Here is an 11,390-nt window from a genome sequence, read left to right on the forward strand (position 1 = left end):
GAAGAAGGTGGCGGGGTGGACGCTCGTCCCGGCCATGCGCACGCTGCCCTGGAGAAGGCCCCTGCGGCATTGGCGCCAGTCAGGGCCTGTGTTAGGCCGCCGCTCCCTGCCCCTGGTCCTTGGGACACCTACTGAGGAGAAGTGAATGACCCGTCGTCACGTGCGAGTCGTCGGCGCGATGCTCCAGAACGAGATGGGTCGCTACCTCATCACCCAGCGGCCCCCCAAGGCGTCGCTGCCCCTGTTGTGGGAGTTTCCGGGCGGCCGGGTGGAGGAGGGGGAGGACGACGCGACGGCGCTCGCCCGCGAACTCCAGGAAGAGATGGGCGTCCGCATCGTGGTGCTGGAGCAGGTGATGCACACCCACCACGAGTACCCCACCTACGACATCGACTTCCGCGTGTTCCGCTGCCAGTTGAGCGAGAGCGGGGCGGAGATCCACCACCTGCGCGTGCATGACCACCGCTGGGTGGCGCTGGAGGAGATGGGGCAGTACCGCTTCCCCGACGCGGACGCCAAGACGCTGGCCCGGTTGCTGGACCTGGACCACTGACCCGTGCGCCCCTCTTCGCGTCTGTTCGCCGTCGCGGGCCTCCTGCTGGCGTCCGCCTGCTCCAGCTCCCGTCCCGTCCCTTCCGCCTCCACCGCCCCGGATGCGGGCATGCAGCAGGTGCCGGCCACGGGCCAGGAGGGATGCGTCCTCTACTCGGACGGCCGCAAGACGGGCACCGTGCCCCGGCAGGTGCCGGAGCTGTCGGGCCTGGCCGCCAGCCAGCGCCACCCCGGCATCTTCTGGGGACACAACGACTCCAACAACGCCTTCGAACTGTTCGCCCTGGATGAGACGGGCGCGGTGAAGGCCACGCTGACGCTCACCGGCGCGGATCCCCGCGACATCGAGGACGTGGCGGTGGGGCCGTGCGAGCCGGGACAGAAGGCCACCTGCGTCTTCCTGGCGGACACCGGAGACAACTTCGAGCGTCGCAAGGAAGTGCGCCTGTTCCGCGTGACGGAGCCGGAGTCCATCGCGAACGCCACGCTCCCGGTGGAGGCGCTGCCCTTCACCTATGCGGACGGCCCGCACGACACCGAGTCGCTGATCATCGACGCCCGCTCCGGCCGCATCGCGGTGCTGACGAAGACGCGCGCGTCCCTGGGCGACCTGTACGTCGTGGAGGGCCTCAAGCAGGGCGGCTCCGGCAGTGCCACGAAGCTGGGCACCCTGCGCGTGCCGGAGGACGTGGACCGGCTGTCCACCAGCGCCTCGCTGCACCCGTCCGGCGAGCGGCTGCTGGTGCGCACGTACACGCGCGTCTGGGAGGTCCGCAAGCCGGGGGCGAAGCGCCTGGAGGATCTGGTCGGCGCCCAGGTGGTGGAAGTGCCCGGCGCGAGCCAGGCCCAGGCCGAAGCCATTACCTTTCTACAGGACGGGCGCGGCTACCTGCTGGGCAGTGAGTTCACGGGGGAGCCCCTGGTCCGCGTGGATTGCCGCTGATCCAACACTTCGGCGCGCCTCAGTCATCATCCTGTCACGACCGGCGGTTGACGGCTTGGCGGGGGTGACCATCTTTGGCCGGCTAAGGGAACCGTCACACGACATGTCGTCTGTGTGTACGGGGGAGGGGGAGGGCGAGCGTGCCGACGATGAAGCCACAGGACCTGCCGCCGGGGATGGGCCCGCGCGGGAAGAAGAGCGACAAGCCACCACCCACGAAAGGTGGGTTCAAGTTCGGCTCACCACTGGGCTACATCCTCCTGCTCGTCCTGGGGTTCCTGCTGTTCCGGAACGTGTTTCAGGACGCGGGTGTTCGCCGGGTGTCGTACAGCCAACTGCGCGACGCGGTGGAGAACGGCCAGTTCAGCCGGGTGCAGATCTCCAACGAATGGGTGAAGGGATTCCTCAAGGACAACGCCCAGCCGCCTCCGGGTGAGAAGGGCACGCTGCGCAGCGAGCCCAGCGCCCTGCCGTGGATGGCCTACCGCGTCCCCGGGGACGAGGGGCTGGTTCCGCTGCTGGAGCAGAAGGGCGTCCAGTTCGAAGCGGTGCCGCAGTCGAGCTTCAGCGAGGTGTTGTGGATCTGGCTCATTCCCATGGGCCTGCTGATCCTCTTCTGGAGCTTCATGATGCGCCGGATGTCCGGCGGCATGGGCCAGGGTCCGCAGAGCGTCATGAGCTTCGGCAAGACGCGCGCGAAGGTGCAGGCGGAGAACGACACCGGCGTGGGCTTCAAGGACGTGGCCGGCGTCGACGAGGCCGTGGACGAGCTGCGCGAAATCGTCGAGTTCCTCAAGACGCCGGAGAAGTTCCGCCGTCTGGGGGGCCGCATCCCCAAGGGTGTGTTGCTCGTCGGCCCTCCGGGCACGGGCAAGACGCTGCTGGCGCGGGCCGTCGCCGGTGAGGCGGGCGTCCCGTTCTTCAACCTCTCCGGTTCGGAGTTCGTGGAGATGTTCGTCGGCGTGGGCGCGGCGCGTGTCCGCGACCTCTTCGCCCAGGCCACCGCCAAGGCGCCGTGCATCATCTTCATTGATGAGCTGGACGCCATCGGCAAGAGCCGCAACTCGGGCGTGGCCGGCGGCCATGACGAGCGCGAGCAGACGCTGAACCAACTGCTCGCGGAGATGGACGGCTTCGACAGCCGCGCGGGCCTCATCATCCTGGCGGCGACCAACCGTCCGGAGATTCTGGACAGCGCGCTGATGCGCCCGGGCCGCTTCGACCGGCAGGTGCTGGTGGACCGTCCGGACAAGCGCGGCCGTGAGCAGGTGCTGGAGATCCACGCCAAGGGCGTCAAGCTGGGCACCGACGTGGACCTGAAGCAGATCGCCTCCCGCACGCCGGGCTTCGCCGGCGCGGATCTGGCCAACGTGGTGAACGAAGCGGCGCTGCTGGCCGCGCGCAAGAACCGCGACGCGGTGATGCGGGCGGACTTCGAGGAGGCCATCGAACGCGTGGTGGCGGGCCTGGAGAAGAAGAACCGCCGCATGAACGAGCGCGAGAAGGAGATCGTCGCGCACCACGAGGCAGGCCACGCGGTGGTGGGCTGGATGCTGCCGTACGCCGAACGGGTGACGAAGGTGTCCATCATCCCGCGAGGCCTGGCGGCGCTGGGCTACACCATGTCGCTGCCCCTGGAAGACCGCTACCTCATGTCCGTGGACGAACTGCGCGACAAGATGGCGGGGATGATGGGCGGACGTGCCGCGGAGGAGCTCTTCATCGGCGAGGTGTCCACGGGCGCCTCCAACGACATCAAGCAGGCGACGGAGATCGCCAAGATGATGGTCCGTGACTACGGCATGAGCAGCCTGGGGCCGGTGGCGCTGAGCGGAGACCAGGGGCCGGGCTTCTTGAGGAGCGCGGGCCTGCCGGAGTCGCGCAGCTACTCCGAACAGACGGCCCGGATGATCGACGACGAGGTCCGCAAGATGGTCTCCGAGGCGCTGGACCGCGCCCGCGAGGTCCTCGGCGTGAACCGCGAGAAGGTGGAGGCCCTGGCCGCACGGCTCCTGGCGACGGAGGTCATCGAGGAGGAAGCGATGACGGCCATCCTGGGGCCCAAGGTGCTGGCACAGCGGGGCTTGTTGCATCCGGAGGCGCGCACGGTGATCTCCGCGCACCCGGTGGGAAGCAACGACGCGGAACCCGTCGTGCCGCCCACGCAGCACACGCAGGGCAAGTACGACTCCTGAGTGCTTGCCTGCCCTCCGGGCAGACCTTCGCCCACCGGATCCACCGCCAGCCTGCGGTGACCGGTGGGCGAAATTACTTTTGGCAGACAAGGAGGCGTCGCCGTGGAGAACCGCATTGGGAAGAGCTACGTCGCGCGGAAGTCGTTGTTCGCCAAGGGCCTCAAGGAAGGCCGGCTCACGGTGCAGGAAATCGAGGAGGCGCTGCCTCCGGGGACGCTGACGGCCGCCGAGCGGTGGCTCCTCTACTACTCGCTCCGGGCCGCTCAGGTGGAGATCATCGATGAGGTGACAGGGCAGGTGGACCACGGCTTCATGGCCGAGGCCCCACCGGCTGCTCCTTCCAACCACTAGCCGCGTTGACAGGGGCGCCCTCGCGGTTAGGTTCGCGCCGCGTATCAAGGTCCGCTCTTTCAACCCCCTGGCGCAGGTTCGACAATGGACGGCAAGCCCCGCAGCGACGAGACCCCGGAGACGCAGTCCCCCGCCAACGAGGCGGGGGAGGCTTCTTCGACCGACCTTCCGGAGGACCGCGAGGCCGCATCGGACGGCGAAGTGACGCGGCTCCAGACGGAACTGGAGGTGGCCCGCCGCCGGGTGAACGAGCTGGCCCGGGCGTACCAGGACCTCAACAAGGACCGCGAGGAGTTCAAGCAGCGGCTGACGCGCGAGCGGGAGCGGATGATCGACGTGGAGCGCGGCAACGTCGCCGGCACGCTCCTGGAAGCCATCGACGAGCTGGACCTGGCACTGGCCTCCAGCCAGCAGGACACCTCGCCGCTGGCCCAGGGCGTGCGGATGATCCGCGACAGCCTCCTCGCCAAGGCCCAGGCCACCGGCATCGAGCGCATCCAGATGGTGGGCCGTCCCTATGATCCCAACGTCGCCGAGGCGGTGGACATGGAGATCACCCCCGTGCAGGACGACGACCAGAAGGTCGTGGCCGAGTTCCGCGCGGGCTACCGCCTGAAGGACCGCATCATCCGCCCGGCCCGGGTGAAGGTGGCCCGGTACGTGGCCCCGGCACAGGCCTGAAGGGCAGTCCCCAGGCGCTGGGGTAAAGCGCTGGCGAAGCTCTGGCGCCGGCTCTTCTGACGCCCTGGCGAGACTCCGGGGGCTTGCGGGGGCTGGCCCCCTTCCTGGCCTCTCATGCGCCGGGAAGGGTGGAGCCGGACGGTCTGTTGGGGCCTGACGCCATGGCCCGCCGTGTAAGCTGCCGCCCCGTGTCCGTCCGACTGTTCAGCCTTCTTTTCGCGGTGACGCTCGCCCCCGTGGCCGGGGCCGCCGAGGATCCGCTCCAGCCCTGGCTCCAGGCCCGGGTTCGCGAGCACACCGCCTGGTTCGCCGCCCCGCCGCCATCGTCGCCCGTTTCCGAGGGCACGGCCGGCGGGTCCGCCCTGTGGCGCGAGCGCCCGGCCGGCAGCGCGGGCGTTGCGAACTTCGTGCCCCCCACGTCACTGGCGCCGCTGATCCGCGCGGTGGAGGCGGGCGTGGTGAACATCACCACGGTGGGCCCCGGGGCGCTGCCGGGCGCGGTGAAGCGCTCCACCGGCTCCGGCTTCGTGCTGACGGCCGACGGGCTCGTCGTCACCAACAACCACGTGGTGGCCAACGCCCAGGGCCCGGTGGTGAACCCGTCCGGCTCCGGCGTCACCCCCGACAAGGGCGGCCCGCGCGAAGTGCCCCTCCAGCAGATCTCCGTGCGGCTGGCGGACGGCCGCGAGTTCCCCGCGGAGGTGGTGGGCCGCGACGCGTCCACGGACGTGGCGCTGCTGCGCTTGAGCGGCGCGGGACTGGGGACCCTGCCGGCGGTGTACCTGGGGGACTCGGACGTGCTGGAGGTGGGCGACTGGGTGGTGGCCATTGGCAACCCGTTCGGCCTGGACCACTCGGTGGCGCACGGGATGATTTCGGCGAAGGAGCGCGTGCTGGGCGTGGGCCAGTTCGACGACTTCATCCAGACGGACGCGCTCATCAACCCCGGCAACTCCGGCGGCCCGCTCTTCAACATGCGCGGCGAGGTGATTGGCGTGAACACCGCCATCATCAGCGAGGGCCAGGGCATCGGCTTCGCGGTGCCCATCAACCTGGTGAAGGACCTGCTGCCCAACCTGCGGGAGAACGGCAAGCTGGAGCGCGGCTGGCTGGGCGTCGTCATCAACGAGGACGGCGTGGCCGCCACCACCACGGCGCCGGTGGTGAAGGACGTCTACCGGGGCAGCCCCGCCGCCGCCGCGAACATCCGCCCTGGAGATCGGCTGGTGGCGGTGAATGGCCGGCCCATTGGCAGCTACCTGCAGCTCTTGCGCAAGGTGGCCCTGCTGGCGCCGGGCACGGAGGCGAAGCTGACGCTCCTGCGCGAAGGTGGCACGCAGGAGGTGTCGGTGCGGCTGGTGGCGCGCCCGGCGCAGGAGGCCACCGAGGGCCTGTCCAACCGGGGCGGCAGCACCGCGAATGACCTGGGGCTGGTGCTCCGGGATTTGACGCCGGAGGTGGCCGCGCCCCTGGGCTACGAAGCCTTCCTGGGCGCGCTGGTGTCCGGCGTCGTCCCGCGCAGCCCGGCGGAGCAGTCCGGCCTGCGCGCCGGCGACGTCGTCACCGAGGTGAACCGTCGCCGGGTGAAGGACTCCGCCGGGGTGAAGGCCGCCCTGGAGCGGGGCAGCGCGGGGGCCAGCATCCTCTTGCGCGTCCAGCGGGGCGACGCGCTCCAGTACATCGCCATCGCCCGCTGAAGCGGGGCAGGGCGCCTGGTTACTTCGGGGCGTCCTTGCCGTTGAGCCACAGGCCCATGTGTCCGCCGCTGCGGCCCTCGGTGAGGACGATGGCCTCCACGCGGGCGTTGACGCCGTAGACCTTCCCGCCGCCCTTCTTGGGCAGCGACCACACGCTCTGCGGCGTGAAGACGACCTGCGCGCGCACGCCCCGCGTGGAGAACAGGCGGCTGAAGACGCCGCCATTCCACCCGTCCGGCGCCGTGCCGCTCACCGTGAGGTAGTTCATCACCGGGTTGCCCTGGGCGTCCGTCTTCTTCGGCGCCCCGTGCGTGAGGGCGTACTTCCCGCCCCCGAAGAAGGGCGTGATGTTGATGGTGTAGTCGTTGTTGCCGGGGTTGTAGTCACCCGCGGACAGCATGGTGGCGTCGTCCTCCGTGATGATCATGTAGAGGCGCTTGCCCGTGTACTTCTTGCGGAAGGCCTCCGCGTTGGCCTTGCACTGAGGGTCCACGAAGGCCCCGTCGCACTCGCCCACGTACTTCTCCAGGAAGGCCCCCAGCGCCCCCAGGGGCTCGGACTCGTCGCGCAGCTTCGCGAAGCGCGAGTCCACGTCGGCCAGGGCGAGCGTGGGCACAAGGAGGGCAAAGGCGGCGGCCAGGAAGCGATTCACGAGCGGGAACTCCCAAGAAGAGGGGGGATGACGACCCCAGGGATGCTGCCACTTCCGGACGCGCCGGGGGCAGGGCTTTCCCATGGGTGGGGCTTGGTGGGGCAGGGTGGATGTAGGTAGATAAGTTGCCTACATGTAGCCACCATGTAGTTTGTCCCTGTCACCCCCTGTTTCGGAGGCCATCCCCGCCATGAACACCCAGCCGCAGGAACGTCGTAACCACCTCCGATTCGACAAGATCTTCACCGTGTACCTGTCCACGCAGGACGGGATGATGCGGGGCATTGGCCGCAACATCAGCGCGCGGGGCATGTTCATCGAGGTGCGCGACTCGCTGGGGCTGGGCGAGAAGCTGAAGGTGACGTTCGCGGGCGAGGACGGCACGGAGATGACGTGCCTGTGCGAGGTGCGCTACCAGGTGGCGCTGGCCTTCGGGCGCAAGGACGGGCGTCAGGGCAACAGCCGCGGCGTGGGCCTGCGCATCGTGGCGTACGAGACGATGGACGACGCGCCCCTGCTCCTGGTGGACCGCGAGCGGGTGATGCACTGAAAAACCGCGGGGCACGGCCCTTTCCCTGAGAGAGGGAAGACACCGTGCCCCGGGCGTGGGACCTCGAAGCTGCTTTGACGCGGATGCCTACTGCGAGAAGCCTTCGAGCAGGTAGTGGGCCTCGATGCGCTTGAGCGCGAGAATCATCGCGGCGCAGCGGCTGTCCACGTTCTTGCCGATGCAGTACGGGCGGCTGTCGTGCATCTCCGTCTTGCGCGGCTGGTTGCGCGAGATGTCCCGGATGATGCGGTAGTTGCGCTTCATGGCGCGCTCGAGGCGCTGATCGACTTCCGCCTCGCTCCAGCGCTCCATGCGCTTGTTCTGGATCCACTCGTAGTAGCTGACCGTCACGCCGCCGGCGTTGGCGATGATGTCCGGGATGAGCTCGATGCCGCGCTTCTGCAGGACGCGGTCGGCTTCCGGGGTGGTGGGGCCGTTGGCGCCCTCGGCGATGAGCTTCACCTTGAGGCGCTCGGCGACCTCGGCGGTGATTTCGCCACCCAGGGCGGCGGGGACGAGGATGTCCGCCTGCACGTCCCAGAGGTCCTTCTTCTCGATGCGCTGGGCGCCGGGGAACCCGATGACGGAGCGCTTGAGGTTCTTGGGATCCTGCACGTAGGCGGCCAGCGCGTTCACGTCGATGCCGTCGCCGTTGAAGATGGAGCCGTCGGCGTCGTTCACCGCGAGCAGGCGCGCGCCCATGTTGCCCAGGATGATGGCGGCGTGGCTGCCCACGTTGCCGAAGCCCTGGAGGACGAACGTCTTGCCCTTCACGCTCTCGCCGCGGTCGGCGTAGTAGTCCTCGATGCAGAACGCGACGCCCTGGCCGGTGGCCTTGCCGCGGCCTTCGGACCCGCCGATGCGCACGTCCTTGCCGGTGACGATGCCGCGCAGGTTGTGGCGCTCGCGCTCACCGTCGGAGAACTGGCGGTAGAGCAGCGCCATGATCTCCGGGTTCGTGCCCACGTCCGGCGCCGGGATGTCGATGTTCGGCCCGATGAGGCTCTTGAGCCGGTACATGAAGCGCAGGGTGATGGCTTCAATCTCCTCGCGGCCGTACTCGCGGGGATCCAACTGGATGCCGCCCTTGCCGCCGCCGAAGGGGACTTCCGCGATGGCGGTCTTCCAGGTCATCTCCGCGGCGAGCGCTTTGAAGAGGTCCAGGGACACCTCGCGGTGGTAGCGCAGGCCGCCCTTGTAGGGGCCACGGGCCTGGTTGTGCTGGACGCGGTAGGCCTTGAAGCGCTGCGACTCACCGGGGACCAACTGGTAGACGAGCCCGTCCGGCAGGCGCAGGTGGCCGTGGCGGATGGCCACGTCGGAGCCCAGCAGGGCGCGGCCGTTGAGGATGATGTTGCCGTTGGCCAGGCGCTCCAGGCCTTCGGTGTTGCGAACCTGGGTGACGGACAGGTCGGCGAAGGACTTGGCCTCCTCGGGCAGCAGGGGGACGAGCCGGTCCTTGAGCTTCGCGGTGACGTAGAAGATGTGCTCGTAGTCGGGCTCTTCGAGCTCCAGACGCACCCGCTTGTCCAGGCCGATGAGATCCGCCGCGAAGTGGAAGATCTCCATCGCCTCCGTGTAGATGGTGCGCTTGGGCGTAGGGGCCGGGGCGCGCATGAAAGTCTCTTCGCTGGCCATGACGGAATGTGCTCCTTGAGGGCCCACCCTGAATGGGGGCCGCAGGGGAAAGCGGGGCCCTTATGTGCACAGGCTCCACAGGGGGTCAACCGCTGCGGAGCTCGCCAATTCTCCAAATAGTGGAGAAAAGACGCGCACTTAGCCGACGCGGTGTGTCACTCCGCCGGATGCGCCGTGTCATGGATGTCACGGCTTCTGGATGGAAGAAGCGGCGGTGACGGCGGGCGGTGCGGCGGGGGTGGAGATTCTGCTTGCGGGGCCCGGAACCGGATGGTACTTACGCGCCGCTTTCAGCCGTCGCGCCGACATAGCTCAGTTGGTAGAGCAACTGATTCGTAATCAGTAGGTCTCCGGTTCAAATCCGGATGTCGGCTCCAAAAGAAGAAGGCCGGTGGTCCTCAGGGACCGCCGGCCTTTTTTGTTTCCGGGGCAGGGGCTCGGGGCCACGTCTCGCGTGCGGCTCCAACCGCGCGCGCACCCCGGCACCCTCCTGCGGAGTGCGCCCGGGCCGGATCACGCGTCCGACGTGATCTTCAGGATGCCCCTGGGACGGGGTGGGTCGTTGGCGAAGAAGTTCGCAGGAGCCTTTTGTCCAGCCTTCTGGAGCCGGTCCCTCCACGCACTCTGGGCCTGTTCCCACGCCTCGACGAGGTCCAGCAGCTTTTCCAGGCGGCGGCCGGCCTCTTCGCACCAGGGCCCGTCCTTGGGCCGATACCAGGAATCCGCTCCTTCTTGCTTCCGCGCAGCGAGCTGCTGCTCGAAGAGCGTGGCGAAGCGCGATTGGAGTTGGGCCTTCCAATCATTCTCTGAGAACAGTTCGCGCACCTCCTGGAACTGGCCTTCCAGCTCCGCCATCAACACGAGCATGCGCACCCAGCGGTGTTCGGAGAAGTGGGGGTGGAGTGTGCTGGGGTAGCGTCCCAGGAGCTCCGCGGCCGCTTCGCGCCCCTTCTGCTGGATGCTCCCGATGACCTGCTCTGACATGTCCAGGTTGAGACCGCCTTCCTTCTGCTCGAGAAACACCTGGACGATGCGCTCACGGTAGCTGGGCAATCCTGACTGCGCATTGTCCCGATAGCTCATCGCCGTCTCGACGATGGCGCGAAGGAAGTCCGGCACCCCGTCGATGGCTGTCCGTTGGGGTCGTGCCAGGTCGAAGTCCTTCGGCTGAGGGAGGACCACGGGGCGGAAGGTGTTCTTCTCCTCGCGCTGCTCCAGCACGCGGGAGATGGGAGAGTCGTAAAGCGTGATGCCGAAGGTCGGCCGCTCTGGGACCCAGGCATCGAAGATGTGGATGGGAAAGTTGCTGGTGATGCCCCCGTCGCTCAGCCAGTGCTCCTCCAGGTCATTCTCCAGTTCGATGAGCGGGGGCGGGTCGTCCTTCTTCTTTCGGTATGCCTCCGCTCTCACGGAGTAGATCCGGATCGCACTCAGGAGGAGCGGGAAGCTCAGGCTCAGGCGGGTGGCCACCACCAACGGGATGTCCTCGCCGATGGGAAAGCGCAACAACTCCTCCGCATCCGTGTCGGTCAGGCGGATGGAGCGCGTTGGCCGGTTGGCCTTGCCCCACTTGACCAGCGCTTCGATGACGGGCCGAGGGAAGAGCCGTTCGAATTCGCTCCGCTTGAAGTAGAAGGAGCGGCTGCCGCGGCGCAGGGGGAGAATGAAGGGCTGGCCCAGCGTCAGGTTGGTCGTCACCAGCTTGAAGGAGATCTTCTTCTCGCCAAGCTGTCTCAAGGTGAGTGGAGGCGCCTCGGGATCGAGTCCCGCCAACTGGTTGAAGCGGACGTGCAGCCAGTCCACCAGGGCCAGGTTCTTCTCGTCGAGGCTCGCCTGGGCGCCGGAACTTCCAGGACAGATGCCATACTTGTGGACGGTCTTGTCCTGCATTCGCATCACATGGCCCACCAGCCCCCAGGCTCCGCCCAAAAGGCCCCCCAGGCGGGTGCCCGCCCAGCAGAGTCCGAGTGCCGCCGCCAGGAGCACCGCGCCCGCGAGCCCGCTTAGTCCTACAGTTGCAGTTCGGAAGAGACCGCAGTCGGCCTCCTGTTGAAGAAACAGGAGGGGGCGGAGCGAGACTTCCCATGCAGCAGCCATCAACCACAGAAGCCCAGGTACCGGAAGTCCGGCT

Annotated in this window: 10 protein-coding genes and 1 tRNA gene; 8 read left to right on the plus strand and 3 right to left on the minus strand. The window is 68.2% G+C overall.

Translation table 11 applies throughout. The features are described from left to right. Nucleotides 1-145: 145 nt before the first annotated feature. The 6 genes from D7V88_RS32620 to D7V88_RS32645 all read left to right on the plus strand — a co-directional run bounded on the left by D7V88_RS32620 (nucleotide 146) and on the right by D7V88_RS32645 (nucleotide 6,419). A complete protein-coding gene (locus tag D7V88_RS32620) occupies nucleotides 146-553 on the plus strand; it encodes a (deoxy)nucleoside triphosphate pyrophosphohydrolase (RefSeq protein WP_120544529.1) in 408 nt (135 codons plus the stop codon). Between the two features lie 108 nt (nucleotides 554-661). Next, nucleotides 662-1,495 carry a hypothetical protein gene (locus D7V88_RS32625; protein WP_244238516.1) on the plus strand — a complete coding sequence of 278 codons (834 nt, stop codon included), beginning with the start codon at nucleotides 662-664 and terminating at the stop codon, nucleotides 1,493-1,495. Nucleotides 1,496-1,644: 149 nt separating this feature from the next. After that, nucleotides 1,645-3,690 carry an ATP-dependent zinc metalloprotease FtsH gene (gene ftsH, locus D7V88_RS32630; protein ID WP_120544530.1) on the plus strand — a complete coding sequence of 682 codons (2,046 nt, stop codon included), beginning with the start codon at nucleotides 1,645-1,647 and terminating at the stop codon, nucleotides 3,688-3,690. A 102-nt stretch (nucleotides 3,691-3,792) separates the two neighbouring features. Continuing rightward, nucleotides 3,793-4,041, plus strand: a complete 249-nt coding sequence (locus tag D7V88_RS32635) for an RNA polymerase sigma factor region1.1 domain-containing protein (protein WP_120544531.1) — start codon at nucleotides 3,793-3,795, stop codon at nucleotides 4,039-4,041. An 84-nt stretch (nucleotides 4,042-4,125) separates the two neighbouring features. Next, nucleotides 4,126-4,722, plus strand: coding sequence for a nucleotide exchange factor GrpE (locus D7V88_RS32640; protein ID WP_120544532.1), 597 nt, complete (start codon nucleotides 4,126-4,128; stop codon nucleotides 4,720-4,722). Between the two features lie 161 nt (nucleotides 4,723-4,883). Beyond that, complete coding sequence (locus D7V88_RS32645) at nucleotides 4,884-6,419, plus strand: trypsin-like peptidase domain-containing protein (protein WP_167509897.1); 1,536 nt, start codon at nucleotides 4,884-4,886, stop codon at nucleotides 6,417-6,419. Between the two features lie 19 nt (nucleotides 6,420-6,438). Here D7V88_RS32645 and D7V88_RS32650 read toward each other — a convergent pair whose 3' ends face one another. Then, nucleotides 6,439-7,071, minus strand: coding sequence for a DUF6066 family protein (locus D7V88_RS32650; RefSeq protein WP_120544534.1), 633 nt, complete (start codon nucleotides 7,069-7,071; stop codon nucleotides 6,439-6,441). Nucleotides 7,072-7,261: 190 nt separating this feature from the next. Here D7V88_RS32650 and D7V88_RS32655 point away from each other — a divergent pair, with 190 nt between their 5' ends. Next, nucleotides 7,262-7,621, plus strand: coding sequence for a PilZ domain-containing protein (locus tag D7V88_RS32655; RefSeq protein ID WP_120544535.1), 360 nt, complete (start codon nucleotides 7,262-7,264; stop codon nucleotides 7,619-7,621). An 87-nt stretch (nucleotides 7,622-7,708) separates the two neighbouring features. On the opposite strand, the gene D7V88_RS32660 is transcribed toward D7V88_RS32655, so the two are convergent. Beyond that, on the minus strand, nucleotides 7,709-9,259 hold the full coding sequence (locus tag D7V88_RS32660) for a Glu/Leu/Phe/Val family dehydrogenase (RefSeq protein WP_120544536.1): 1,551 nt from the start codon (nucleotides 9,257-9,259) through the stop codon (nucleotides 7,709-7,711). Nucleotides 9,260-9,560: 301 nt separating this feature from the next. Between D7V88_RS32660 and D7V88_RS32665 the strand changes: the two genes are divergently transcribed. After that, nucleotides 9,561-9,636 (plus strand) — tRNA-Thr (locus D7V88_RS32665). A 136-nt stretch (nucleotides 9,637-9,772) separates the two neighbouring features. Here the strand turns inward: D7V88_RS32665 and D7V88_RS32670 are convergent. Further along, nucleotides 9,773-11,155 (minus strand): patatin-like phospholipase family protein, encoded by a 1,383-nt coding sequence (locus tag D7V88_RS32670; protein ID WP_158625205.1) that lies wholly within the window; start codon nucleotides 11,153-11,155, stop codon nucleotides 9,773-9,775. Nucleotides 11,156-11,390 lie beyond the last annotated feature (235 nt).

Source organism: Corallococcus terminator, from assembly GCF_003611635.1.
GTDB lineage: Bacteria > Myxococcota > Myxococcia > Myxococcales > Myxococcaceae > Corallococcus > Corallococcus terminator.